The organism is Streptomyces sp. NPDC048392 (genome assembly GCF_043200575.1).
In the GTDB taxonomy this organism is placed as follows: domain Bacteria; phylum Actinomycetota; class Actinomycetes; order Streptomycetales; family Streptomycetaceae; genus Streptomyces.
On the sequence record NZ_JBICYB010000009.1, the window covers coordinates 124,335 to 149,116 of the forward strand.

Annotated in this window: 26 protein-coding genes; 12 read left to right on the forward strand and 14 right to left on the reverse strand. The window is 75.3% G+C overall.

Features of this window, described 5'->3' with window-relative positions; all coding sequences use genetic code 11:
• Positions 1-265: 265 nt before the first annotated feature.
• Positions 266-997, reverse strand: coding sequence for a ferritin-like domain-containing protein (locus tag ACGFYH_RS15545; RefSeq protein WP_393803647.1), 732 nt, complete (start codon positions 995-997; stop codon positions 266-268).
• 143 nt (positions 998-1,140) lie between these two features.
• Between ACGFYH_RS15545 and ACGFYH_RS15550 the strand changes: the two genes are divergently transcribed.
• The 4 genes from ACGFYH_RS15550 (at position 1,141) to ACGFYH_RS15565 (ending at position 4,108) form a co-directional block, all read left to right on the forward strand.
• Positions 1,141-1,371, forward strand: a complete 231-nt coding sequence (locus ACGFYH_RS15550; protein WP_393803648.1) for an aldo/keto reductase — start codon at positions 1,141-1,143, stop codon at positions 1,369-1,371.
• 280 nt (positions 1,372-1,651) lie between these two features.
• Complete coding sequence (locus ACGFYH_RS15555; RefSeq protein ID WP_055418803.1) at positions 1,652-1,855, forward strand: cold-shock protein; 204 nt, start codon at positions 1,652-1,654, stop codon at positions 1,853-1,855.
• Between the two features lie 255 nt (positions 1,856-2,110).
• Positions 2,111-3,670, forward strand: coding sequence for a DEAD/DEAH box helicase (locus tag ACGFYH_RS15560; RefSeq protein WP_393803649.1), 1,560 nt, complete (start codon positions 2,111-2,113; stop codon positions 3,668-3,670).
• Between the two features lie 117 nt (positions 3,671-3,787).
• Entirely contained in the window at positions 3,788-4,108 is a 321-nt protein-coding gene (locus ACGFYH_RS15565; RefSeq protein WP_393803650.1) for an SCO5918 family protein, read from the forward strand.
• 257 nt (positions 4,109-4,365) lie between these two features.
• Here ACGFYH_RS15565 and ACGFYH_RS15570 read toward each other — a convergent pair whose 3' ends face one another.
• From ACGFYH_RS15570 to ACGFYH_RS15590, 5 genes are read right to left on the reverse strand one after another with little or no spacing between them, the layout of a single operon-like run.
• Positions 4,366-4,719, reverse strand: a complete 354-nt coding sequence (locus ACGFYH_RS15570; RefSeq protein ID WP_393803651.1) for a DUF952 domain-containing protein — start codon at positions 4,717-4,719, stop codon at positions 4,366-4,368.
• On the reverse strand, positions 4,719-5,345 hold the full coding sequence (locus ACGFYH_RS15575) for a hypothetical protein (RefSeq protein WP_393803652.1): 627 nt from the start codon (positions 5,343-5,345) through the stop codon (positions 4,719-4,721). Before ACGFYH_RS15575 ends, ACGFYH_RS15570 begins: the two co-directional genes overlap by 1 nt.
• Positions 5,329-5,820, reverse strand: a complete 492-nt coding sequence (locus ACGFYH_RS15580) for an RNA polymerase sigma factor (RefSeq protein WP_003975205.1) — start codon at positions 5,818-5,820, stop codon at positions 5,329-5,331. Before ACGFYH_RS15580 ends, ACGFYH_RS15575 begins: the two co-directional genes overlap by 17 nt.
• Positions 5,821-5,865: 45 nt before the next feature.
• On the reverse strand, positions 5,866-6,522 hold the full coding sequence (locus tag ACGFYH_RS15585; RefSeq protein WP_393803653.1) for a class F sortase: 657 nt from the start codon (positions 6,520-6,522) through the stop codon (positions 5,866-5,868).
• Positions 6,519-6,899 (reverse strand): sortase-dependent protein, encoded by a 381-nt coding sequence (locus ACGFYH_RS15590; protein ID WP_393803654.1) that lies wholly within the window; start codon positions 6,897-6,899, stop codon positions 6,519-6,521. The genes ACGFYH_RS15585 and ACGFYH_RS15590 overlap by 4 nt, the downstream gene beginning before the upstream one ends.
• Before the next feature lie 211 nt (positions 6,900-7,110).
• Between ACGFYH_RS15590 and ACGFYH_RS15595 the strand changes: the two genes are divergently transcribed.
• Positions 7,111-8,112 (forward strand): NAD-dependent epimerase/dehydratase family protein, encoded by a 1,002-nt coding sequence (locus tag ACGFYH_RS15595; protein ID WP_393803655.1) that lies wholly within the window; start codon positions 7,111-7,113, stop codon positions 8,110-8,112.
• 88 nt (positions 8,113-8,200) lie between these two features.
• Here ACGFYH_RS15595 and ACGFYH_RS15600 read toward each other — a convergent pair whose 3' ends face one another.
• Both ACGFYH_RS15600 and ACGFYH_RS15605 read right to left on the reverse strand, forming a co-directional pair.
• A complete protein-coding gene (locus ACGFYH_RS15600) occupies positions 8,201-9,313 on the reverse strand; it encodes a sensor histidine kinase (RefSeq protein ID WP_393803656.1) in 1,113 nt (370 codons plus the stop codon).
• A 2-nt stretch (positions 9,314-9,315) separates the two neighbouring features.
• The gene (locus ACGFYH_RS15605; protein ID WP_393803749.1) at positions 9,316-9,996 is read right to left on the reverse strand and encodes a response regulator transcription factor; all 681 of its coding nucleotides are present in this window, start codon (positions 9,994-9,996) and stop codon (positions 9,316-9,318) included.
• A 447-nt stretch (positions 9,997-10,443) separates the two neighbouring features.
• Here ACGFYH_RS15605 and ACGFYH_RS15610 point away from each other — a divergent pair, with 447 nt between their 5' ends.
• Genes ACGFYH_RS15610 through ACGFYH_RS15620 form a run of 3 tightly spaced genes read left to right on the forward strand, consistent with a single transcriptional unit; the run spans position 10,444 to position 12,586 of the window.
• On the forward strand, positions 10,444-11,160 hold the full coding sequence (locus ACGFYH_RS15610; protein ID WP_393803657.1) for a glycosyltransferase family 2 protein: 717 nt from the start codon (positions 10,444-10,446) through the stop codon (positions 11,158-11,160).
• Positions 11,157-11,792, forward strand: coding sequence for a DUF2064 domain-containing protein (locus ACGFYH_RS15615; RefSeq protein WP_393803658.1), 636 nt, complete (start codon positions 11,157-11,159; stop codon positions 11,790-11,792). Before ACGFYH_RS15610 ends, ACGFYH_RS15615 begins: the two co-directional genes overlap by 4 nt.
• A complete protein-coding gene (locus tag ACGFYH_RS15620) occupies positions 11,789-12,586 on the forward strand; it encodes a class I SAM-dependent methyltransferase (protein WP_393803750.1) in 798 nt (265 codons plus the stop codon). Before ACGFYH_RS15615 ends, ACGFYH_RS15620 begins: the two co-directional genes overlap by 4 nt.
• Positions 12,587-12,935: 349 nt before the next feature.
• Here ACGFYH_RS15620 and ACGFYH_RS15625 read toward each other — a convergent pair whose 3' ends face one another.
• Positions 12,936-14,204 (reverse strand): molybdopterin-dependent oxidoreductase, encoded by a 1,269-nt coding sequence (locus ACGFYH_RS15625; RefSeq protein WP_393803659.1) that lies wholly within the window; start codon positions 14,202-14,204, stop codon positions 12,936-12,938.
• A 113-nt stretch (positions 14,205-14,317) separates the two neighbouring features.
• Between ACGFYH_RS15625 and ACGFYH_RS15630 the strand changes: the two genes are divergently transcribed.
• Positions 14,318-15,742, forward strand: a complete 1,425-nt coding sequence (locus ACGFYH_RS15630; protein ID WP_393803660.1) for a hypothetical protein — start codon at positions 14,318-14,320, stop codon at positions 15,740-15,742.
• Between the two features lie 58 nt (positions 15,743-15,800).
• Here the strand turns inward: ACGFYH_RS15630 and ACGFYH_RS15635 are convergent, their stop codons facing one another.
• Together ACGFYH_RS15635 and ACGFYH_RS15640 are read right to left on the reverse strand one after the other, a co-directional pair.
• Positions 15,801-16,004 carry a cold-shock protein gene (locus ACGFYH_RS15635; protein WP_393803661.1) on the reverse strand — a complete coding sequence of 68 codons (204 nt, stop codon included), beginning with the start codon at positions 16,002-16,004 and terminating at the stop codon, positions 15,801-15,803.
• A 524-nt stretch (positions 16,005-16,528) separates the two neighbouring features.
• Complete coding sequence (locus ACGFYH_RS15640; protein ID WP_393803662.1) at positions 16,529-17,779, reverse strand: sensor histidine kinase; 1,251 nt, start codon at positions 17,777-17,779, stop codon at positions 16,529-16,531.
• A gap of 211 nt (positions 17,780-17,990) precedes the next feature.
• On the opposite strand from ACGFYH_RS15640, the gene ACGFYH_RS15645 reads away from it, so the two are divergent.
• The 3 genes from ACGFYH_RS15645 to ACGFYH_RS15655 are packed head-to-tail and all read left to right on the forward strand — an operon-like array spanning position 17,991 to position 21,516.
• Entirely contained in the window at positions 17,991-18,230 is a 240-nt protein-coding gene (locus ACGFYH_RS15645; RefSeq protein WP_393803663.1) for a hypothetical protein, read from the forward strand.
• Positions 18,227-18,979: an ABC transporter ATP-binding protein gene (locus ACGFYH_RS15650; RefSeq protein WP_393803664.1), complete on the forward strand. Its 753-nt coding sequence runs from the start codon at positions 18,227-18,229 to the stop codon at positions 18,977-18,979. Before ACGFYH_RS15645 ends, ACGFYH_RS15650 begins: the two co-directional genes overlap by 4 nt.
• 2 nt (positions 18,980-18,981) lie before the next feature.
• Positions 18,982-21,516 carry an FtsX-like permease family protein gene (locus ACGFYH_RS15655; protein ID WP_393803665.1) on the forward strand — a complete coding sequence of 845 codons (2,535 nt, stop codon included), beginning with the start codon at positions 18,982-18,984 and terminating at the stop codon, positions 21,514-21,516.
• 54 nt (positions 21,517-21,570) lie between these two features.
• Here ACGFYH_RS15655 and ACGFYH_RS15660 read toward each other — a convergent pair whose 3' ends face one another.
• From ACGFYH_RS15660 to ACGFYH_RS15670, 3 genes are read right to left on the reverse strand one after another with little or no spacing between them, the layout of a single operon-like run.
• The gene (locus tag ACGFYH_RS15660) at positions 21,571-22,206 is read right to left on the reverse strand and encodes an ATP-binding protein (RefSeq protein ID WP_393803751.1); all 636 of its coding nucleotides are present in this window, start codon (positions 22,204-22,206) and stop codon (positions 21,571-21,573) included.
• Positions 22,207-22,238: 32 nt separating this feature from the next.
• Positions 22,239-23,261 (reverse strand): hemolysin family protein, encoded by a 1,023-nt coding sequence (locus ACGFYH_RS15665; protein WP_393803666.1) that lies wholly within the window; start codon positions 23,259-23,261, stop codon positions 22,239-22,241.
• Complete coding sequence (locus ACGFYH_RS15670) at positions 23,258-24,598, reverse strand: hemolysin family protein (RefSeq protein WP_393803667.1); 1,341 nt, start codon at positions 24,596-24,598, stop codon at positions 23,258-23,260. Before ACGFYH_RS15670 ends, ACGFYH_RS15665 begins: the two co-directional genes overlap by 4 nt.
• Positions 24,599-24,782 lie beyond the last annotated feature (184 nt).

Sequence of the window (24,782 nt, forward strand, 5' to 3'; positions counted from 1 at the left end):
GCCTCGTGATCACCGGTCGTGCAGAGGGCGGGCCGGCCGCCGCGAGGGGCGTCGCCGGCACCGGCCAGGTGGGCGCAGGTGTTCCTGCCGCCGGTCCGGGTGCGCGGCGCGAAGGCGCCGTTGCCGTTGCCGTTGCCGTTGCCCCGAGCCGAAGCGCGTCGGCCCGGCCGCGGCGACCATGTCGTCCGCCAGGGCCCAGCGAATGTGGCCGAACAGCGCGCTCGCGCCGGGTCGCCTGTGTGGTCCGCCCCGGTGCCCGGCGTGCTCACTCCCCGCCGGACCAGGCGTCCGGCCGCGGGTCCAGCACCGCGCGGACCACCTCGGCGGACGAGGCCATGACGTCGGCCGTGAACCGGCGCAGGCCGATGCCGAGCCGGCGCAGGCCCGGACCGTGGTCGACGGCGACGACGAGGGTCACCGCGAGCAGGAGCAGCCGCCACAGGGACAGTACGGGGCGCCGAGCGACGCGGGGCAGGCCGGCCAGCGACGCGTGCAGCCGCTCGCAGTGGAAGGGGACGTGACGCCGCTCGTCGGCCAGGATCCGTCCCGCCACCTCCGAGGTGAGCGTGTCGTGGGTGCCGTCCCGCAGGGCCCGGTAGTAACGCAGCGCCACGACCTCGGCGATCATCAGGACCAGAAGCTCCGTGCGCAGGCCCATCAGCCGCCGCAGCCGTACGAAGACGGTGTCGCTCCAGTGGCCGCTCAGCGTCGGCCTGCCGCCCGCGGCCAGCAGTCGGGCGAGGAGCCGGGCGTGGTTCTGTTCCTCGGCGACGAAGAGCCGCACCGCCCGCGCGTAGTCGGCGTCGCCCGCCTCCTCCGCCTTGGCGACGAGGTTCTCGCCGTCACCGTCCTCACCGACCTGGAAGCGCTGGATGCCCGCCCACACCGCCGCAGGGAGCACGGCGCCCCGCCCCCAGTCCGGGTCGCCCAGAGCCCTTCTGCGCTCGCGCTCGTCCTCGAACCGCCGCGTCCACTTGGCGAACCCGTCCGTAGCCACCCCGCCGCCCCTCTCCGGGACACGGCCGCCGTGCCCTGGAAGGGGACGACGCGGACGGACGCCGAATCGTTCCGCCCGGCGCGGTTCCGCACGGCGAATCCGTCGCCGCCCGCTTCGAGTGCGAGGAGGCCGGGACCGCCTGCGTGCCGTGCTTCCCGCTGGGCGGCGACCTCAGCGACCTCAGCGGGGACCGCAGCGCCAGGGTCGCGGACCGGCACGGCGCCACGGTCTCCCAGATCGCCCTGGCCCCGCTGCCGGCATCCTCGCCCGTCACCCTCGCCATCCCCGGCACCGGCTCCCCGGCCCATTCGGAGGAGAACACCGCCGCCGCGTCGATCGTCCTCACCGCCGAGGACCTCGCCGACCTCGGCTGACGTGTCCTTCGTCTCGTTACGGGCGTCCGAGCCGGGGCAAGAGGCCCGAACAGGGCAATATCTGCCATGGCGACAGGAGGAATCAGTTGCCGTCCGGGGAACTATTCCTCGCACAGCCGATCGGGCCGGGATTATGGCCGGCACGTACTCGATCACGGCGTGCTAGTGTCGTTGGAAGTTGCAGTTGTGGTTGCCTGAAGGTTTTGTCCGACGGGGTGATCATCACGGCGACCGGAGTGCACACAGGGTGAACTCCGAGCACCGTACCGAAGGAGAAAACATGGCTTCCGGCACCGTGAAGTGGTTCAACGCCGAAAAGGGCTTCGGCTTCATCGAGCAGGACGGCGGCGGCCCCGACGTCTTCGCCCACTACTCGAACATCAACGCTCAGGGCTTCCGCGAGCTGCTCGAGGGTCAGAAGGTGACCTTCGACATCGCGCAGGGCCAGAAGGGCCCGACGGCCGAGAACATCGTTCCGGCCTGACGCTCACGCGTACTTCGCAGCTGGGGCCCGCACCTTCGGGTGCGGGCCCCAGCTCGCCGCGTTTCCGGGCGCAGAGCGCCCCGCGGGGGTCACGGATTTCCTCCCCGCATTCGATTTTCCCGCTTTCACCAATTCTCCCGGTCCACTCGGCCGCCGCGCCGAAATAGACCGGGGCCGGCTCGTTCTTGCGATTACCTGCGCCGCTCTTCTGCTGCGGGTCTCCCTTGATACGTGCCGTATCAAGGAAGGTTCCCCATGAACCGCGCACGCACCAACGACCGACGCTCCGGCGAAGGCCCCCGCCGCTCCCGGCCCACCGGCCGCTCGCAGAGCTCCGGCCGCCGGCCGGCCGCCGCCCCTCAGGGCGAGTTCGCGCTGCCGAAGACGGTCACCCCGGCGCTGCCCGCCGTCGAGGCGTTCGCCGAACTCGAACTGCCGTCCCGCATGCTGGCCGCGCTCGGCGACGAGGGCGTGACCGAGCCGTTCCCGATCCAGGCGGCGACCCTGCCGAACTCCCTGGCCGGGCGCGACGTACTCGGCCGCGGCCGCACCGGTTCGGGCAAGACGCTCGCCTTCGGTCTCGCCCTGCTGGCCCGCACGGCCGGCCGGCGCGCCGAGCCGCGCCGCCCGCTCGCCCTGGTCCTCGTCCCCACCCGTGAGCTGGCCCAGCAGGTCACCGACGCGCTCGCCCCGTACGCCCGCGCCGTGGGCCTCAGGTCGGCCACCGTGGTCGGCGGCATGTCGATCGGCCGGCAGGCCGGCGCGCTGCGGTCCGGCGCGGAGGTCGTCGTCGCGACGCCCGGACGGCTCAAGGACCTCATCGACCGCGGCGACTGCGCCCTCGGCGACGTCACCATCACGGTCCTCGACGAGGCCGACCAGATGACCGACATGGGCTTCATGCCGCAGGTCACCGCCCTGCTCGACCAGGTGAGCCCCGACGGGCAGCGGATGCTGTTCTCGGCCACCCTGGACCGCAACGTCGACCGGCTGGTCCGCCGCTACCTGACGGACCCGGTGGTCCACTCCGTCGACCCGTCGGCCGGTGCCGTCACCACGATGGAACACCACGTGCTGCACGTCCACGAGGAGGACAAGCAGCGCGCGACCGTGGAGATCGCGGCGCGCGACGGCCGGGTGATCATGTTCCTGGACACCAAGCACCGGGTGGACCGGCTGGTGAAGCACCTGCTGAAGAGCGGGGTGCGCGCCGCCGGCCTGCACGGCGGCAAGTCCCAGCCGCAGCGCACCCGGACCCTCGCCCAGTTCAAGGACGGGCAGGTGACGGCGCTGGTGGCGACCAACGTCGCGGCCCGCGGCATCCACGTCGACAACCTCGACCTGGTCGTCAACGTGGACCCGCCCGGCGACCACAAGGACTACCTGCACCGGGGCGGCCGTACGGCCCGTGCCGGCGAGTCCGGCAGTGTCGTCACCCTGGTGACGCCGGACCAGCGACGCGAGATGACCCGGCTGATGGCCTCGGCCGGTATCACCCCGCAGGTCACCCCGATCCGTTCGGGCGAGGCGGAGCTGTCGCGCATCACCGGTGCCCAGACCCCCTCCGGTGTCCCCGTCATCATCACCGTGCCGGTCGTGGAGCGCCCCCGTCGCACCGCCTCCGGCACGGGGACCTCGTCCCGCGGCCGCCGCGGCCGTACCGCACAGGGACGTGGCGGACAGGGCGCCGGGGCCCAGAGCCGCACCGCTTCACAGCCCCGCACCGGCCAGGGCCGCGCCGCCCAGGGGCGGCCCACCGGCGAAACCCCGCGCCGCAGGCCGCGCCGCCAGTCCGCCGGTGGCTCGGCGGCCTAGGACACCTCCCGGGCCCCCGGGCCACTGCGCCCGGGGCCGCCGGGACCCGTCCGGGCCATACCGGCCACTTCGGTGAACGGCAGAACCCACCCGCCCCATCCCCCTCGTGGAGGCATCATGCGCTGTGTCATCGCCCGGTACCCGTTCGACCTCACCAAGGGTGGGGTGCTGGACTCGATGAAGGGCGTCACGCCCGAACCCGTCACGGGCGAGTCCGTGACGATCGGCCGCCGCCGGTACCCCGTCAAGCAGGTGGGCGAGGTCATCACCCGGCAGGACCGCCGCGACTTCTCCGGCGGTGAGGTCACCCGGGCCATGGCCCGCCTCGGCTTCACCTGCCACCCCGCCCCCGGCGCCGAGCCCGCGCCGGCGCCCGCCGCCACGCCGGTCGAGACGGCGTCCGCGCTGCTCGGCGGCACGACACCGCAGGACGTCTGAGGCCCGGCCCCAGGACTTCCGGGTTCAGCCCCAGGACTTCCGGAACGAGTCCCGAGTTCTCCGGGTTCAGCCCCCCGGACTTCCGGAACGAGTCCCGAGTTCTCCGGGTTCAGCCCCCCGGACCTCCGGAAGCAGTCCCGAGTTCTCCCGGTTCAGCCCCCGGCCCCGCGACTCCCGGGGTCAGGACTCCCGGGGTCAGCCCCAGGGCGTCCGCGGCCGGTCCAGGACAGCTGCGGCCGATCCCGCGCCTTCCGCGGTCAGCCCAGCCCCGTGGCCCGGCCCTCGTCGTCCCAGCGGACCTCCAGCACGCGCCGGACGGCCGCGCGGTCGACGGGGCCGAACACGTGGGGGAACAGCGTGCCCTTGGCCACCCCGGGCGGCGGAGCGGGTTTTGCCGCCTCCCAGACACACCTCGCGGTGAGCCGGCCCTCGTCGAGGAGCAGCGCCACCAGCGGCCGGGGCGCGTCTCGGTAGAAGGCGTTGACGACGGAGAGCGTCGTCTCCTCGTCGGGCGAGCAGTGGACGAACCCGTCCCCGGCGAGGGATGCGGGCGCGTACGGCCGGTCCGGGTCGGCGTGCCACTCCGCGAGCGGCACCACGTGATAGATCATCACCCCGTTGTAACAGCTGTGCCGTCCCGCTCCGAAGTGTCCTGCTCAGAGGGTGTGGGCGCGGTACCGGGGTCGGCCCACGGCTCCTGCCCGGGCCCGTCCGACGGTGCCCGCCCCGCGCGGGGCGCGCTGGTCTCGGCCGACGGCCGGGAGGCCGACGGGTGCGAGGCCGACGGGTGCGAGGCCGACGGCGTGACAGCGGTCGGCGTCGGGGCATCGGTCGGCGCGGGGGCATCGGTCGGCAGGCCGGAACTCGGCCAGGGCGCCCGCGTGGAGTCACGGGGCGGAGCGGGACTCGGTGAGACCTCCGGTGTGGGGGCGGCGGGGGCAGGGGCCAGCGGCGGCGTCGGGCGCGTGGACGGGCCGGGGACCGCCCAGTGCAGCGGCAGCGCGATCAGGGCGGCGGCGGCAGCGGTCGCCGCGGCACCGGCGGCGGCGCGCAGCAGGCGCCGCCGGGACGCCGCACGGCGGATCGCCTCGTAGCGGCCCGGCGGCGGGCCCAGGAACTCGGCACCCGGACGCAGCACGACCAGCAGCGGATCGTCGCCGTCCCGCTCGGACCCCGGCTCGTCCCAGTCGTCGCGGTCGTCATGACCGTCCCGGCCGTCCTCAAGGCGTGTGGTCAAGGCTTCTCCTCAGATGGACGCGCAGCAGTTCCCGGGCCGCGTGCAGGTCGGCCTTGACGGTCCCCTCCTTGCGCCCGGTCAGCACGGACACCTCCCGGATCGGCATGTCGGCGTAGTAGTGCAGCAGGATCGGCACGCGCAGGCGCTCCGGCAGGGACTGTACGAGCAACCGCACCGACGGGTCGGCCTGTTCGGGGTGCGGGCGCACGGCGACCTCCGCGGTGACCCTGCGCACCGCCCGGCGCTCGCGCTCCAGCTTGCGCCAGTGGTCCCGGACGAGGTTGGCGGCCGTGACGTAGAGGAAGCCGCGGGGCTCCTCCACGGACGTCCAGCGGGCCCAGAGCCGGGTGAACGCCTCCGAGGCGATCTCGTGGGCCGTCTCGTCGTCGTCGACGAGCCGGCGGCACCAGCCGGCGAGGCGCGGATACAGGGCGGCGAACAGCTCGGACGCCGCCCTGTCACGGGACCGTTTCAACGCTCTCCATGGTCGTGAGGGTGTTGCGGTACGCGCGCTCCCCGGTCAGGAGCCCGCAGGGCGCCGGGCGGCCGTGGTGGCGCTCAGTCCGGCGAAGACGATGACGTTGTCCCGGTACTCCTCGCCGTCGCGCGGGCCGCCGCAGGTGATGAGCCGCAACTCCGGTCGGGCCACGTCCCCGTAGACGTCGTCCGTCGGGAACCCGGTCTTCGAGACCGTCCGCACGGCGGTGACCGTGAACCGCGCGGTCGTGCCGTTCTCCAGGCGTGTCTCGATCCGGTCGCCGGGGCGCAGCCGTGCGAGGTGCCGGAAGACGCCGTCCCCGTAGGCGCCCACCGTGACGTGGCCGAGGAGGACCGACGGACCCACCTGCCCCGGGGTCGGCGAGTGCCGGTACCAGCCGGCGCGGTCGTCGTGCGTGACCGGCGGGACCTCCACCGTGCCGTCCGGCGCCAGCCCGAGCCGCAGCACCGGGGTGTCGACCCCGATGGCCGGGATGCGCAGCCCCACCGGCACCGAACGCGCCAGGGGCCGCACCGGCTTCGCCGGGGCCTGCGCGGGCGGCGGCGAGGTCGCGCCGGTCGCGGGAGGGGCGGCGGCCTCGTCCTCCTGGCCGCCGCCGCAGCCCGCGAGCAGCACGGCCAGCGCGGCCAGCGCGGCGGCGAGGGCGAGGGCGGGGGCGGGCCAGGGACGCCGGGTCACGCCCCGGTCGCCGCCCGTCGACGGCGTACGACGAAGAGGACCGCGCCGCCCGCGAGGAGCACCCCGCCGGCGCCCGCCCCGACGAGCCCCTCGTCGGTCCCGGAGGACGACGGCGCCGCCACTCCGGTGTCGGCCGCGCCCTCGGGCACGACGGAGACCTGGCCGTCGGCCGGCGCGGGGGCCGGCGTCTGGCCCGGCTCCTGTGCCGGGACACTGGCGGACGGCGCGGGGGCATCGGTCGGTCCGGTGCCGGGGCTCGGGGCCCGCTCGGCGGGGACGGAGGGGGCCGGGGTGGGGTCGTCGGCGAACGCGGGCACGGTGCCCGCCAGTACGGCGGTGCAGGCCAGGGCCACGGCACTGAGGATGGTTCGGCGCATCGGGTCGCTCTCTCCGGTCGTCGGCGCGTCGGCGCGTCGGCGCGCCGCGCGGATGTGCTGCGGATCGGACGGAGAGACGAGGCGGGAACCGAGCGGGTTGCAAAGGAACGGCAAAGTCACCCTCGGCGATGACCGCACCCGCTTCTTACGGACCCGTGACGTGCCGGTCGCGCCACCCGGCCCGGCGCGCCCGCGGGCCTAGCGTGGGCGCATGCGCGTACTGGTCACCGGCAGTGCCGGTTTCATCGGGTCCCACGTCGCGGAGGCCCTGCGGGAGCACGGGCACGAGCCCGTCGGCTACGACGTCCGCGAGGACCCCGGCGCCGACGTGCGCGATCCGGCGGCCGTCGCGCGGGCGCTGGCGGGCGTGGACGCCGTGTGCCACCAGGCGGCGATGGTCGGCCTTGGCAACGGGTTCGCCGACGCGGCGGAGTACGTCTCGCGCAACGACCTCGGCACCGCCGTACTGCTCACCGCGATGGCGGAGGCGGGCGTCCGGCGGCTCGTGCTCGCCGGGTCGATGGTGGTGTACGGGGAGGGGCGGTACGCGTGTCCACGGCACGGGGTGGTGCGGCCCGGGCCGCGCGCCGTCGCCGACCTGGACGCGGGCCGGTTCGAGCCCGTGTGCCCGGAGTGCGGCGCGGACCTGTCCCCCGGGCTGGTCGGCGAGGACGCCCCGGCCGACCCGCGCAACGTGTACGCCACGACCAAACTGGCCCAGGAGCATCTGGCCGCCGCCTGGGCCCGGACGACCGGCGCGACGGCGCTGTCGCTGCGCTACCACAACGTGTACGGCCCCCGGATGCCCCGCGACACCCCGTACGCCGGTGTCGCCTCCTTCTTCCGCTCCGCACTGGCCCGCGGCGAGGCCCCGCGCGTCTTCGAGGACGGCCGCCAGCGCCGGGACTTCGTGCACGTGCGGGACGTGGCCGCGGCGAACGTCGCGGCCCTGGAGGCGCGGCTGCCGGACGGCACCCTCAACGCCCGCAACACCGGCAGCGGTGAGCCGCACACGGTGGGCGAGATGGCCACCGCCCTGGCCGCCGCGTACGGCGGCCCGGAGCCCGTCGTCACCGGCGAGTACCGCCTCGGCGACGTCCGCCACATCACCGCCGACTCCGCGCGCCTGCGGTCCGAGCTGGGCTGGCGGCCCCGGGTGGGATTCGCGGAGGGCATGCGGGAGTTCGCCCACGCGGGACTACGCGGCGAGTGAACCCACCGACAGCAGCCGCAACTCCCCACCACCACGGGCGCCGTCACGGGCTCAGGCCTCCGCCACCACCACGGGCGCCGTCACGGGCTCAGGCCTCCGCCAGGGGCAGCGTCACCTCGAAGCGGCAGCCGCCGGGGATGTTGCGGACCGAGGCGTGCCCGCGGTGGGCCTCCACGATGCCGCGGACGATGGCGAGACCGAGGCCCGCGCCGGCCGGTGGTGTACGAGCGTGGGTGCCGCGCCACCCGGTGTCGAACACGCGCGGCAGGTCCTCCTCGGGGATGCCTCCGCAGCCGTCGGTCACGGAGACCACCACGCCGTCGGCGGACCGCTCGGCGGCGACCGCGACCGTGCCGTCGGCGGGGGTACGGCGGATCGCGTTGACCAGCAGGTTGCCCAAAACCCTGCTCATCTCCTTGCCGTCCACCTCGACGGGCACCGCCGCCACGGCGTCGCCGACCAGCCGTACACCCTGCTCGCGCGCGAGCGGATGCACGCCCGCGAGGGCGTCGCCGACCAGGTCGTAGAGCGAGATCCGGGCCGGGGCGAGGGGGAGCGTGCCGGCGTGGATGCGGGAGAGTTCGAAGAGGTCGCCGACCATGTCGTTGAGGCGTTCCACCTCGGTGCGGATCTGGCGGAGGTAGCGGTCGGGGTCGGCGGCCACCCCGTCCTCCAGCGCCTCGGACATGGCCCGCAGACCGGCCAGCGGGGTACGCAGGTCGTGCGAGATCCACGCGACCAGCTCGCGCCGGGAGGTCTCCAGAGCGCGCTCCCGCTCCCTGGACTGCGCGAGCCGGGCGCTGGTGGCCGCCAGTTCGCGGCTGAGCGCGTCCAGTTCGGCGGTCGCCGGTGTGGTGGGCGCCGCGTAACCGCCGCCGTCGCCGAACGCCCGTGCCGCGATTGTCAGTTCGCGGCTCCGGGCGACCACCCAGCGGCCCAGCAGCAGCGCGGTGGCCAGCGAGACGACCGCCGCCATCGCCACGACGGTCGTGACGACGGACAGGTCGTGCGGGGAAAGGAACATGGCCCACGCGACGGCCAGCGTGCCCGCGAGCATCGCGAGGACGGCGACCGCCGCCACCACGGCCAGCGACGCCGTCAGCGAGCGCCGCCGGATCAGCCGCAGTACGGCCGCGCCCGCCAGGCCGGCGGCGGCGGCGCCGGCGAAGGCGTAGAGGGCGATGAGGAGGGTGTCTTGCATGGTCAGTCCGCCTCCCGTCCGGCCGGGTCGAAGCGGTAGCCCACGCCCCACACGGTCTGGATCAGCCGGGGCCGGGCCGGGTCGTCCTCGACCTTGCCGCGCAGCCGGCGGACATGGACCGTGACGGTGGACAGGTCGCCGAAGTCCCAGCCCCACACCTCGCGCATCAGCTCCTCCCGGGCGAACGCCCGCCCCGGGTGCCGCAGGAAGAAGGCGAGGAGATCGAACTCCCGGAGGGTCAGGGCCAGTTCGGTGCCGTCCTTGGTGGCCCTGCGAGCGGTGGGGTCGGCGGTCAGACCGGCCGCGGACGGCGGGCGCGGTGCCGCGGCGGGCCGGGTGCGGCGCAGTACGGACTCCACCCGCAGCACCAGTTCCCGCGGGCTGAAGGGCTTGGTCACGTAGTCGTCGGCGCCGACCTCCAGGCCGAGGATGCGGTCGTCCTCGTCGCCCCGGGCGGTCAGCATGATGACCGGCACGGGCCCCTGGCCGCGCATCCGCCGGCACACCTCCAGGCCGTCCATGCCGGGCAGCATCAGGTCGAGGACCACCAGGTCCGGCCGGTGCGCGGCGGCCCGGGTGAGCGCGGCCGGACCGTCGTCGGCCCGGTCGACGCGGTAACCCGCGCGGTCGAGGTAGCCGGCCACGACCTCCGCGACGGTGGGGTCGTCGTCGACGACCAGGATCCGGGCGGGGACGGCCGGGCGCCCGCCCGGGGACGGCGAACCGCCAGGAGACGGCTCACCGTTCGCAGACGCTGAACCGCCGCCAGGGGACGGCGAACCATCCGGAGACGCCGAACCGCCCGGAGACGGCAAACCACCCGGAGACGCCGAACCGCCCGGGAACGGCGGACCGCCCGGAGACGCCGAACCATCCGCAGACGCTGAACCGCCGCCAGGGGACGGCGAACCATCCGGAGACGGGGCCGGGGACGCCGAACCGCCCGGGGACGGCGAACCGCCCGGAGGCGGGGCCGGGGACGCTTCCGCGGGAGCGGACTCGTGGGGCTGCTGCATTCCCCCAGCGTCGCACCGCCCCCGCGCCGGTGCCCCTCCCGGGCGCGGCCGGGCCCGCGACGTCCGTGTTTCGTAAGGAGTGGGAACCCGATTCGTCCGATTCCGCTTCGTAGGGTGAGGGCCGTGACCACCTCGCACGCTCCGGACGTCGACGTCGTACTCCCCTGCCTGAACGAGGCCGGAGCCCTCCCCTGGGTCCTGGCCCGCATCCCGGCCGGCTGGCGTGCGCTCGTCGTCGACAACGGCTCCACCGACGGCTCGGCGGACCTCGCCCGCTCGCTCGGCGCGACGGTGGTGACCGAGCCGCGCCGCGGTTTCGGCGCCGCCTGCCACGCCGGGCTGACCGCCGCGTCCGCCGACATCGTCTGCTTCTGCGACTGCGACGCCTCCCTCGACCCGGCCCTGCTGACGCCCTTCGCACGGGAGATCCGCGCCGGCACCTCCGACCTGGTGCTCGGCCGCCGGCGCCCGCAGAGCGTGGGCGCGTGGCCCGCCCACGCCCGCGCGGGCAACCTCGCCCTGGCCCGGATGCTGCGCCACCGCACCGGACTGCGGCTGCACGACCTCGGGCCGCTGCGCGCCGCCCGGCGCGAGCACCTGCTCGCCCTCGGCCTCACCGACCGGCGCAGCGGCTACCCGCTCCAGATGGTGGTGCGGGCCGCCGACGCGGGCTGGCGGATCACCGAGCACGACGTGCCCTACCTGCCCCGCACCGGCGCCTCGAAGGTGACCGGGACGTGGCGCGGCACCTGGCACGCGGTACGGGACATGCGTCGCGTCCTGGCCGAGGCGCCGGTCCGCGGCCCGGTCCGCGAAGGGAGTCCGAGGTGACCGCCACGACCACTCTCCTCGTCATCGCCAAGGAGCCGCGTCCCGGCCGGGTCAAGACCCGGCTGACCCCGCCCTTCACCCCCACCGAGGCGGCCGCGCTGGCCGAGGCGGCCCTCGCCGACACCCTGACCGCCGTGGCCGCGACGCCCGCGCGGCGCCGGGTACTGGTGCTCGACGGCGCCCCCGGCCGCTGGCTGCCGCCCGGCTTCGACGTCGTCCCGCAGTGCGCGGGCGGCCTCGACGCACGGCTCGCGGAGGCGTTCGCGGGCTGCGCGGGCCCGGCCCTGCTGATCGGGATGGACACCCCGCAGGTGACGCCGGACCTCCTGGACGTGGACTTCTCCGACTGCGACGCCTGGTTCGGTCCGGCCGAGGACGGCGGCTTCTGGGCCCTGGGCCTGGCCCGCCCCGCGCCCGCTCTGCTGCGGGGCGTGCCCATGTCGACGCCGGTGACGGGGGCCGTGCAGCGTGAGCGGCTCACGGCGGCGGGACTGCGGGTACGGGACCTGCCGCCCCTGCGCGACGTCGACACCGCCGCCGACGCCCGCGCCGTCGCCGCTCTGGCGCCGCACGGCCGCTTCGCCGACCGGCTGGCGGCGTGCGCGGACACGGACCGGCGGGCGAGCCGGTGAAGGCCGCGCCCGCGGACGCCGGCCTGCGCTCCGCGCTCCCCGCCTCCCAGGCCTGGGACGCCTCCGACCCCTACGCCGCCGCCCTGCGGTCGGGACACGGGCCGCTGTTCCTGCGCCGTACCGACGGATGGCTCCTGCCCCTGGAGGTGGAGCGCTGGTGCGCGCGGGCCGACGCGGTCGACCTGGAGGCGCTGGACCGCTGCGAGGGCGCCGTGCTCGACGTGGGCTGCGGACCCGGCCGGCTGGTGGCGGAACTCGCCGCCCGGGGCCGGACCGTCCTCGGCATCGACGTCAGCGAGGCCGCCGTGACCCGCACCGTGGGGCTAGGCGGGCAGTCGCTGCGGCGCTCCGTGTTCGAGCCGCTGCCCGGCGAGGGACGCTGGGACACCGTCCTCCTCATGGACGGCAACATCGGTATCGGCGGCGACCCCCGCGCCCTGCTCGCCCGCGTCGCCGCCCTGCTGGCACCCGGCGGTCTGCTGATCGCCGAGACGGCCCCGGCCGACGTCGACGAGCGCGCCCACGTACAGGTCGTCGACGTCACCGACGCCGACGCCCACGCCTCCGGCAGCCCGTTCCCCTGGGCGCGGATCGGCACCCGCGCCCTGCTGAGGCGCGCGGGTGCCGCCGGCTGGCGGACGGCCGGTCAGTGGGCCTCGGGGGAGCGCCGCTTCGTCGCACTGCGCAGCAGCCGCAGCGCGAGCAGCAGCGCCGAGCCGCCGAACAGCACGGCCGTGATCAGCAGCCAGCGGGTGAGGAAGCCCTCGGCCGACAGCGCGGCCACCGACCGGTAACGCGCGTCCACCCGGCCGCTGATCAGCGGGAACCACACCAGCAGAAGCAGCCCGGAGTACGCGGCCGGGACCCGCACGTACAGCGCCGACTCCCGGTGGCGCACCGCACCAAGCCCGCGTACGACGGCCCGGTCGGCCACCGCGTACAGCGGCAGCAGCACCAGGTCGTGCAGCAGCGCCGCCCCCACGAACCACAGCGCCACGCCGAGCCAGTCGCCGGCGAGCAGCCGCACTCCGGCGTAGCCCGCGAGCGCGAACGAGCAGGCCAGCAGGAGGATCTGGAAAGGGCTGCCGATCACGGGCCGCAACGACGGCAGCGACGGCCGCGGCCGGGGCCTGCGCAGGAGGTTCATCCCAGCTCTCCGAACGTCATCCGGGCCACCCACTTGGTGTTGAGCACGCCGGGCGCGGCGGGCACGATGGTCCGCGCCGGGTAACCGTGGTCCGGGCTCAGCGGCTCGCCGTTGACGGACAGGGCGAGCAGGGAGCGCGGGTCGGCCACCTGGTTGGCGCGCAGGGCTCCGCGCCGGAAGGCGCCGCGCCGCTGGAGGGACTCGACGAACACGTCCGGCGGGTCGCCGTCGAAGCCGACCAGCGCGGCGAGGTCCCGCAGCCGCACCCCGCGCCACCACTGGTCCGAGGTCGACCAGCCCTCGACGCAGGCGATGGGCAACGCGGCGCTGTGCTGCGGCAGTCGAAGCAGCTCGGCGCGGCCGAGGCGGACCGTGCCGGTGCGGCCCACGACGACGAGCCGCCACGCGTCCTCGCGTGTCTCGGCCGCGTCGATGCCCGCGTAGGCGGCGGTCTTGTTGACCTGGAAGCCGTTCGGGCCGCCGCCCGGTTCGGCCCCGCCGTGCGGTGCCAGCACGGCCGTCGCACGCGCCGCCCCGTCGAAGGAGCGCCCGGAGCCGGTCGCGAGGAGCAGCAGGGAGCCCCCGCCGACCGTCCACAGCGCCCCGCGCCGCGACACGGTCGGCGCGTCGGGCCGCGCCGAGCGCAGTCCGTCCGGGTCCTCCGTGTCCCCGGCGGGCGTGCGCCCTTCGTCGCGCATGCGCCGGACGTTGCGCAGCGCGGCCGGCACCTTCAGCACGGCGTGGGCCACGAACGCGGCGAAGAAGACCCAGGCACCGTAGAAGTGCAGCGGGTAGAAGGAGCCCGGGAACAGGTACTCCAGCTGGATGTTGAGCACACCGGTCACGAACTCGAACAGCGCGCCGCCGACCAGCAGCAGCAGCGAGATCCGCTCCAGCGCGTGGGCGAGCGAGCGGACCGGCGGCAGTGTGAACAGCTTCGGCACCACCGACCACAGCTTGGCCAGCAGCACCGGGATCAGGGCCAGCCCGAGGGTGACGTGGACGCCCTGCGTGAGGCGGTACAGCCACACGGGGCCGGTCGGCCACGCGAAGAGGTAGAAGCCGAGGAGCCCCTTGTCGGGGGTCTTGTCGTTGACCGGGGACAGGCCGGGGTTGTAGGCGGCGTACGAGAGCAGCCCGGTCAGGAACAGCACGGTGATGCCGACGAGCAGGACGAGGCCGAGCACCGAGGTGAACCAGGGGCCGCGCAGCGGGCTGCGCCAGAAGCCCGGAGAGGAAGGAAGCCGTGGGGCGAGGTCGCGCATCTCCCGACCGTAGGCCGGGACCGGCCCTCCGGACGGTCCGCGACCCATGACGAAACGCTGACGTCCGCCATGTGCGCCGCCCGGCGCGCGATCTCCCGGCTTACGGTGCCGAGGTGAACCGCCTGCGCTCCGTTCCCCACGACCTGTACACCGCCGCGGCCGCCGTGCTGCTCGTGACGGCCGCCGTCCTGATCGGCCGGTACCTGTTCACCTACGACGACCTGATCGTCGGCTGGCCGCCCCTGCTGGGCCGCTGGGACCCGCACCTGGGCCCCGGCACCCCGGCCGCCGTCGTGGTCGCGGCGGCGGCCGTGGCGTACGGTCCCGGCGTCGCCGCCCGGCTGCCGTGGCGCGCGCTGCTCCCCGCGGCCTGGGGTGCGGCGATGGCCTGGGTCTGGTCGCTGGCCCTGATCGACGGCTGGCACCGGGGCGTCGCCGGCCGGCTCACGACCCGCCTCGAGTACCTCTCGGTCATCGACCGCTGGCACGACATCCCGGCGACCCTGCGCGACTTCACCGGGCACATCCTCCTCCACTCCCCCGACAACTGGCCCGCCCACATCGCCGGTCACCCGCCGGCGGCCACGCTCACCTACGTACTGCTCGACCGGATCGGGCTCGGCGGCGGGGGCTGGGCCGGGGCCTTCACCATCACCGTGGGCGCGACGGGGTGCGTGGCGGTACTGGTGGCGGTACGGGCACTGGCCGGCGAGCGGCTCGCCCGGCGGGCGGCGCCCTTCCTGGTCCTGGCACCGGCCGCGGTGTGGGCGGGCACGTCCGCCGACGGCTACTTCGCGGCGGTCGCCGCGTGGGCCGTGGCGCTGCTGGCCCTCGCGGTCACCGGACGCTCGCCGTGGTGGGCGGCGGGCTCGGGACTGCTGTTCGGGCTGACCTGCTACCTGTCGTACGGCCTGACGCTGTTCGCGGTGCTCGCGGCGGCGGTGCTGCTGCTCGGCCGGCGCGGGGTGCGGCAGCGGCCGGTGCTGCTGGTGCCGTTGCTGGCGGGTGCGGCGGTGGTGCCGGTGGCGTTCACGGCGGCCGGGTTCGACTGGTGGGAGGCGTACCACCTGCTGGTCACCCGCTACTACGAGGGCGCGGGCGGGATCCGCCCCTACGGCTACTGGGTGTGGGCCAACCTCGCCTGCACGGTGCTGATCACGGGCCTGGCGACGGTGGCGGGCCTGCGGCGGGCCGGGGGCGTACTGGTCCGGCGGCGCGCCGAGGGCGTGCGCGCCGAGGACACGGGGGGCGAGGACACGGGGGGCGTGCACGCCGAGAGCACGGGGGGCGTGCGGGCCGGGAGCGCGGGCGTGCGCGTCGAGGAGGTGCGGCTGGCGGTCCTCGTGGCCGCCGGGCTGCTCGCCCTGCTGGCCGCCGACCTGTCCGGCATGAGCAAGGCGGAGACGGAGCGCATCTGGCTCCCCTTCGCCCTGTGGCTCCTCCCGGCCGGCGCGTTCCTGACCCGTCCGCGCGGCTGGCTGGCGGCGCAGGCGGTGCTGGCGCTGCTCCTCAACCACCTGCTGGCGACCGGCTGGTGAGCACACGCAGAGGGCCCGCACCGTGCGGTGCGGGCCCTCGATGCGTGGTTCGCGCGTGTTACGCGGGAACGATGTTCTCCGCCTGCGGGCCCTTCTGGCCCTGCGTGACGTCGAAGTTCACCCGCTGGCCTTCCTGCAGCTCGCGGAAGCCCTGGGCGGCGATGTTCGAGTAGTGGGCGAAGACGTCGGCGCCGCCGCCGTCCTGCGCGATGAAACCGAAACCCTTTTCGGCGTTGAACCACTTCACGGTACCGGAAGCCATGTCTTTTACTCCTAGGCAGTGCTGGAGACCCGCACTGTGCGAGCCTTCCCATCGCTGCGATGATCACCTGCCCGGAAAACCGGTAACGCATATGGCAACCACAACTGCAACTGATGTCCAGCCTAGCATGAAATGAATCGGCAACCCGGCAAAGGAATCGCCGAAGAAAGCATGGCATTCTGCGGACGGATACTTTTTCCGGCGTGCGGCGAATACCTGTTTCACCGGGATGAGATTTTCCTCCGTCGCGCCGCTCCCTCGGTGCCGCCCCACCGAGGGAGCGGAGAAATCCGGGTGCGGCGCCGATCGGCCCGGCCGCCCCGCCCAAGTACTCGCGTCGGGTGCCGGTCGTCGTCGAGCCGGCCGGCGGCCCGCGGCCGGCCTTCGGCGTTCAGCCCGCGCTCCAGGGGCCCGCCCCCACCTGAACTCCCATCACGCCGGCAGGAGAGTTGTCACGGCGAGCACAGATTCCACCGGGATCACGGGCGCCGGTACCGGCCGCCGGGCGCGTCCCCCGCCGCGGGTCATGTCCCGCAGGGGAGGTCCACCTCCAGGGTGGTGGGGCCGCCGGGTGGGCTGGTCAGGCGGAGGGTGCCGTCCAGTGCCGCGACGCGGCGGCGGATACCGGTCAGGCCCGAGCCGCCGTCCTCGTCGGCGCCTCCCCTGCCGTCGTCCTCGATCACCAGGCGCAGCCGGCCCCCACGGGCCCGGGCCGTGACCGAGGCCCGCTCGGCGCCGCTGTGCTTCGCGATGTTCGTCAACGCCTCCGCCACCACGAAGTACGCCGTCGCCTCGACCGCCGCCGCACACCGCTCCGACGCGTCCGCCTCGACCCGGCACGGCACCCCGCAGTCCGCCGCCAGCCCCGACAGCGCCCCCGCGAGCCCGCGGTCGGCCAGTACCGGCGGCAGGATGCCCCGCGCCACCGAACGCAGCTGAGCCAAGGCCTGCTCCGCGGCGGACTGCGCCCGTTCCAGCAGCTCGTCCGCCCCGGCGGGATCACGCGCCGCCATCCGCCGCGCCGCGCCCAGCAGCACCGTCACCGACACCAGCCGGTTCTGCGCCCCGTCGTGCAGGGACCGCTCGATCCGGCGCAGCTCGGTGGCGTGCGCGTCCAGAGCCGCCGCCCGCGTGGCGGTCAGTTCCGCCACCCGCAGCGAAAGGTCCGTGTCCGGACCGGCCGCCAGCAACCGCCGCGCCGGGCCGGACTGGAGTCGCGCCATCCCCGGGCCCAGGCCCACGACGATCGCGATCCAGCCCACGCCCAGCAGGACCGCCGCGACCGCGTCGAGCCAGGTGTGCGCGGTGCCGACGCCCACCGACGTGGTCGTCGCGTCCCCGGGGCCCAGCCGCCACCACAGCGGAAACGTGGTGTCCCGGAAGGCGAAGAGAGGAAGCAGCAGACCGAGCAGGCCCAGGAGGAACCCCAGCGTGGCGTGCCGGACCAGCCAGCTCAGCTCGCGCCGGGTGGTGGGGTCGGCCAGGGCGGGCCGCAGCCGGGTGGGCGGCGGATCGGGCGGGACGATCCCGGTGCCGCGGCGGGACAGGCGCTCGCGTTCCCGGCGGGCGAGCGCGTGCAGGGCGCGCAGGGCGAGGGGGGCGAGCAGCAGCCCCACGCCGGCCGGCGCGGTCACGGCCGCCACGGCCAGCAGCGCCAGCACGCCCAGCGCCAGGACGGCCGTACCGAACCCGCCGACGAGCTGCCCGATCGCCGCACCGGCGGATCGCAGGGTCCGTACGGCGGTCTCCCGCAAGGATGTGATCGGCACCGTCATCCGCCCGTCTCCCTCCGGCCCGCGGCGCTCCGAGCCGCTCACCGCACCGCGGCGTGTCCGACCCTATGCCGCCCCGTGCCCCGGTGACGCGTACGGAGCCGGAGAGTACAGCCTGCTGTACCTCGGTCCGGGCGCCCACGGGATCGGCCGGACGGGGGCGCGGTCCCTAGCGTCGGAGGCGACCGAGAGCGACACCGACGGAGGCGCAGCCATGACGCACCAGGACCCCTACCGCCTGAGCACACCCCGAACCCCCGGCGACGGCCCGGACGCCGTCTCCCGCGGGGACGTCCTGCGCACGGTGCTGTGGGCCGTCGTCGTGGTCAGCGCGGTCGCCAACATGGCCGCCTCCCTCGCGGGCGCCCCCACCGCGGTGCACCTGGCCAGCGGCGTGGTCACCGTGCTCGCCGCCGGGAGCCTCGTCGTGCGCGGCCTGCGGGGACGGCGGTGAGCAGCGCCCCCACGACGGCCACCGCGCGCAGGGCGCCCGCCATCGCGCTGGCCCACGTCGCCAGGGCCTACCCGGGCGGCGTACGGGCCCTCGACGACGTGTCGCTGACCGTGGAACACGGCACGTTCCTCGCCGTGATGGGGCCCTCGGGCTCCGGCAAGAGCACCCTGATGCACTGCGCCGCCGGGCTGGACTCCCCGACGTCGGGCACTGTCCGCATCGACGGGCAGGAGATCTCGGGGCTGAACGAGACCCGCCGGACCGAACTGCGCCGCGAGCGCGTCGGGTTCGTGTTCCAGGCGTACAACCTGATCCCGTCCCTCAGCCTCGAGGACAACATCACGCTGCCGCTGCGCCTGGCCGGCCGGCGCCCGGACCGGGACTGGCTGCGCACGCTGACCGGGCGGGTGGGGCTGGCCGACCGGCTGTCGCACCGCCCGGCCGAGCTGTCCGGCGGGCAGCAGCAACGGGCCGCCGTCGTACGGGCGCTGGCGGCGAAGCCCGCCGTCGTCTTCGCGGACGAGCCGACCGGTGCGCTGGACCTGCGCAGCGCCCATCAGGTACTCGGCCTGCTGCGGGCACTCGTCGACGATCTCGGCCAGACGGTGGTCATGGTCACCCACGACCCGGCCGCCGCGGCCCGCGCGCACCGGGCACTGGTGATGGCCGACGGCCGGGTCGTCGAGGCACTGGAGCGGCCGTCGGCACCGCAACTGGCCGATCGTCTCGTCGCGTTGGGGGAGCGGTAGCCGTGCTGCACCTCGCCCTGCGCATGGCCGCGCACCGGATCACCGCACTGCTCGCCGTGGCGTGCGCGGTGCTGGGCGGCGCGGCGCTGATCACCACCACCGGCGTACTCGCCGAGTCGGGACTCCGCTCCCGGCTCCCGCCGGGCCGGCTCGGCGGCGCGGACGTCGTGGTCGCCGCCGACCAGGCGTTCCACCCGCGCGGTGACCTGCCGATCGCGCTGCCCGAGCGGGCCACGGTCCCCGGCCGGCTCGTCGGCCGGCTGGCCGTCCTGCCCGGCGTCACCGCGGCGGTCGGTGACATCGGCTTCCCGGCCGCGCTCGCCGACGCCCGCGGACGGATCGTCCCGGTCGCGGCGGACCCGGGGACGGCGGGCCACGGCTGGTCCTCGACCAAGCTGCTGGCGGACGCGCGGGTCGAGGGACGGGCACCGTCCGGCGCCGGTGAGGTCGCCGTGGACGCGGCGGCGGGCCTCGCGGTGGGCGAGCGGGTCCGGGTCGTGGCCAACGGCCGCCCCACCGCCTCCTACCGGGTCTCCGCGCTGGTCGACGCCCCCGGCGCGGGCGTCTACTTCGCGGACGGGACGGCCGCCGGACTGGCCGGACGCGACGCCGGCGGCAAGGGCCCGCGTGCCGGGACCGTCGACCTGATCGGGCTGCGGGTCGGCGAAGGTGCCGGGGAGCGGGTCGCCGCCGCCGTCCGCGCGGAGGTGGCGGGCACGGGTCTGCGGGTCGCCACCGGTGCGGACCGGGGCGAGGCGGTGGAGCCCGGCGTGGGATCGGCGCGCTCGCTGCTGGTCCTGCTCGCCGGTTCACTCGCGGGGATCGTGCTGCTGATCACCGGCTTCGTCGTCGCGGGCGCGCTGGGCGTGACCATCGCCGGGCAGCGCCGCGACCTGGCGCTGATGCGGGCGGTCGGCGCGACCCCGAAGCAGATCCGCCGCCTGGCCGCCGCGCAGTCGACGGTCGTCGCCGCCGTGGCCCTGGCGCCGGGCGTGGCCGTGGGCTACCTGCTGGCGGGCCGCTTCCGCGCACTGCTGGCCGACCGCGGCGTGCTCCCGGACGGCCTCCCCCTCACCGTCGGCCCGCTGCCCGCGCTCGCCACCCTGCTCCTGATCACGGTGGCCGTGCGGATCTCCGCCCGGTGCGCGGCCTGGCGCACCTCCCGCAGACCGGCCACCGAGGCGGTCGCCGAGTCGCGCAGCGAGCCGCGCACCCCGTCCCGGGCGAGGACCCGGGCCGGTTGGCTGCTGATCCTCGGCGCGTGCGCGGCGGCGGCGGCGCCACTGCTCTCCCGGACCGTCATCGCGGCATCGGCCACGTCCATCGCGGGCATCCTCGCCGCGATCGGCCTGGCACTGTCCGGCCCGGCCCTGGTCAAGGGCGCGGCCGAGGCGGTCGTACGGCGACTGCGCCCCGGCGTCGCGGCCCCGACCTGGCTGGCACTGTCCAACGTCCGCGCCTACGCGATCCGCCTGTCGGGCACGGTCAGCCCGCCGGCCATGGCGGTCGTCTTCGTCCTTACCTACACGTTCGCGCAGACCACGGTGCTCGCCGCCACCTCCGCCGACACCCGCGCCGGCACCCTCGCCCAGTACGAGGTGACCGCACCGGGCCTCGGCGGACTGCCCGCGGACACCCTGCCGGCCGTACGGGCGGTGCCCGGCGTGCGGTCGGCGGCGCCGGCCGGGTCGACCACGGTGGTGTGGGAGTACGAGGAGTTCGGCGAGCCCGCTGCCGAGTCGGCCTCCGCGATGATCCTCGCCCCGGGGGCCCGTGCCGTCGTGGACCCGGGCGTCACGGAGGGCTACCTGGACCGGCTGACCGGTGCGACGGTCGCCGTCAGCCGCGAGGCCGCCCGCACGCGCGACGCGGGGCTCGGAAGGCGGATCCGCCTGGTGCTCGGCGACGGGGCCCGCGTCGACGCCCGGGTCGTCGCCGTGTACGACCGCGGGCTGGGCTTCGGCCCGGTCGTCCTCTCCCGCCGGCTGGCCGCCGGGCACACCACGACCGACCTCGACCGGCGCGTCCTGGTCCGCACCGACGGCACGCCCGAGGCCGCGGCGGCCCTGACCGCGCTGGCCGCCGGCCGCACCGGCCTGGCCGTCGCCGGCACGGCCCCGGACGACACCGGCGCGGACGCCCCGCCCGAGGTGTGGATCAACCTGGCCGTCATCGTCGTCCTGCTCGGTTACCTGCTTCTGAGCATCGCCAACAAGCTGGTCGCCGCCACCGCCCAGCGCCGGTCCGAGATCGCCGCCCTGCGCCTGGTCGGCACGACGCCCCGGCAGATCCGCGCGATGATGCGCCGCGAGGCCGCGGTGATCGCCGCCGCGGCCCTCGTCTCCGGCCTTTCCCTGTCCGCCGTCCCGCTCGCCCTGCTGGGCCAGGGCCTCCTCGGCCGCCCCTGGCCCGCGGGTCCCGCCTGGCTGCTCCCGGCAGTGGCGGCCACGGTCGCCCTCACGTCCTGGCTCACCGTCGAACTCCCCACGCGTCACGCCCTGCGGACGCCTCCGGCGGAAGCGCTGCGGGCGGTGTAGGGGGGTGCGGACGTCAGCCCGTCGGGTGCCGGGCGCGGCGGTGCCCGTCGCCGGTCACCGCCGAGTCCGCCCGCCACCGCGCCGGTCGTCGACCCGCACCTCCAGCTGCGGCCAGGCCGTGGCGAGGCGTGCGAGGCCGTCGGCGCCCGGCCCGGTCACCGGCCCCAGTGCCCTGTCCGGCCTGAAGCGCACCAGCGTGCCGGTCGAACCGTCGGCCTCGACGGGCTCCAGCCCGGTGACGGGGATGCCGTGCTCGTACCGCTGCGTCCAGGCCCCGTCGGGGCGCCGGTTGGTGTGGACGAGCCACTCACTGAGCGCCGCGACCACGGACATCCCGCGCCGGGGGCTGCCGTCGGGCAGTGGCTCGGCCTCCGGGAAGTCGAAGAACCGCAGGTCCTTCGTCGCCATGACCGGCTTCTTCACCCTTCGGCCGTGCTCGTCCAGGCGGGTGTCGGTACCCCGTCCGTCGTCCCGGACCGACACGGACCCGTCCGGTCGGACCACGACGACGGCCCGTCCCCCGCCGTCGTCCGACGCCTCGTCGGCGGCGTACGCGAGTACTTCGAGTACGAGGTGCCGGCTGCCGTCCGGAGCGAACTCGGCCGGAGCCCCCCGGACGAGCGCCAGATGCCCGGTGTCGACTTCGGCGGCCCAGTCGTGCGTCGTGTTGGTCCAGGAGGCCCTCGTCATGTCCACCCGCGCAGTCTCCCACCTGCCGGGCGTCAGGCCACCGGCGTCGTCGGGCCCACCAGTTCCGTCAGGACGTCCTCCATCGTCACGAAGCCCAGGACCGCGCCCGTCTCGCCGGTGACGGCGGCCAGGTGGCTGTCCTCGGCGCGCAGGGCCGTGAGGGTGTCGTCCAGGGGGGTGTCGATGCGGACGCGGGTGACCCGGTGCGGGGCCGTGCGCGGGAAGGGGCTCTCGCGGTCGGTCAGGCCCAGGGTGTCCTTGACGTGCAGGTAACCGAGGACGGTGCCGCCGGGGCCGGTGACCGGGAAGCGGGAGTAGCCCGCGTCGGCGGCCACCCGCTCCAGGGCGGCCGGGGTGACCGTGTGCGGGACCGTGCGCATCTTCTGGGCCGGGACCAGGATCTCGCCGACCGGGCGGGTGCCCAGCTCCAGCGCGTCGCGCAGGCGATCGCCGTCGGCCGGGGTGAGCAGTCCGGCCTCGCTGGCGTCGACGACCATGCGGGCCAGCTGGTCGTCGGTGAAGACGGCCTCGACCTCGTTCCTCGGCTCCACCCTGAGCAGCCTGAGGAGGGCGTTGGCGAAGGCGTTGACGCCGAAGACGACCGGCTTCAGGGCCCGGGTGAGGGCGACCAGCGGCGGGGCGAGGAACAGCGCGGTGGTCGCCGGGGCGGCCAGCGCGATGTTCTTCGGGATCATCTCGCCGATCAGCATGTGCAGGTACGTGGCGAGGGCCAGGGCGATCGCGAAGGCGACGGGGTGCACCAGCGCGTGCGGCATGTGGACCGCCTCGAACACCGGCTCCGTCAGATGCGCGATGGCGGGCTCCGCGACCGCGCCGAGCACCAGTGAGGAGACGGTGATGCCCAGCTGGGCCGTCGCCATCATGGCCGACAGGTGCTCCAGACCCCACAGGGTCATCCGGGCCCGCTTGTCACCCTCCTTCGCCCGCGGCTCGATCTGGCTGCGGCGCACGGAGATCAGGGCGAACTCGCCGCCCACGAAGAACGCGTTGGTCAGCAGTGTCAGCGCGCCGATGAACAGCTGTACGGCGGTCATCGGACCGCCTCCGGCTCACGGTCCGCCGACGCCACCCGCGCGGGCGCGGTGACGCGGAGCCGGCCGGCGCGGTGGTGGTCGACGTCGAGGACGTCGAGGCGCCAGCCGTCCAGGTCGATGACGTCGCCCTGGGCGGGGATGCGCGCCAGGTGGGTGGCGACCAGTCCGGCCAGGGTCTCGTACGGCCCGTCCGGTGCGGTCAGGCCGATGCGCTCCAGGTGGTCCAGGCGCAGCGAGCCGTCGGCCTCCCAGGCCGCCCGGCCGTCCGGCTCGGCGGGGGCGGGCAGCAGGTCCGGCACCTCGACCGGGTCGTGCTCGTCGCGCACCTCGCCGACGACCTCCTCGACGATGTCCTCGACGGTCGCCACGCCGGCCGTACCGCCGTACTCGTCGATGACGACGGCCATGGTGCGGGCGCGGCGCATGCGCTCCAGGAGACGGTCGGCGGGCAGGCTGTCCGGTACCAGGAGCGGCGCGGTGGCCAGGTCGGTGACGGGGGTGGCCCGGCGCCTGGCCGGCTCCAGGGCCAGGACGTCGCGGATGTGCACGGTGCCGATGACCTCGTCCAGGCTGTCCCGGTAGACCGGGAAGCGGGACAGGCCGGTGGCGTGCGACAGGTTCGCGGCGTCGGCGGCGGTGGCGTGTGCCTCCAGCGCCTTGACGTCCACGCGCGGGGTCATGACGTTCTCCGCGGTCAGCTCGCCCAGGTGCAGGGTGCGCACGAACAGCTCGGCCGAGTCCGCCTCCAGGGCGCCCTCGGCGGCCGAGTGCTGGGCCAGGGCGACCAGCTCCTCGGCGCTGCGGGCGGACGCCAGCTCCTCGGCGGGTTCCAGGCCGAAGCGGCGCACGAAGCGGTTCGCCGTGTTGTTCAGGTGCCGGATGAAGGGGCCGAAAGCGGTGGTGAAGCCGCGCTGCGGACCCGCGACGACCTTCGCGACGGCCAGCGGGCGGGAGATCGCCCAGTTCTTGGGGACCAGCTCGCCGACGACCATCAGCACGACGGTGGACAGGACCACGCCGAGCACGGTCGCCACCGTCGAGGCGGCACCTCCCAGACCGACCGCCGTCAGCGGGCCGCGCAGCAGCACGGCGATCGACGGTTCGGCCAGCATGCCGATGACCAGCGAGGTGACGGTGATGCCGAGCTGGGCTCCGGAGAGCTGGAGGGTCAGGGAGCGTACGGCCTTCAGGGCGCCGTCGGCGCCGCGCTCACCGGACTCGGCGGCCCGCTCCAGGTCACCGCGCTCGACGGTGGTGAGGGAGAACTCGGCCGCGACGAAGAGCGCGCAGACCAGGGTGAGAAGGAGGGCCAGCAGGAGCAGCAGGACCTCGGTCACCGTGCCACCCCGCTTCCCTCACGCGCATACGGGGGCACGGGCGGGCCGACCGTGGCACGGCCGGTACTGGGAGGCTCCATTGCGGAACGGGACTCCTTAACGGGGTGGTGGGCGCCGGGCCGGCCGGCCGCCCGAGGGTTCTCCCTCAGGGTAAAGGACGAGCAAAGAGATCGGGAGTCCGGAG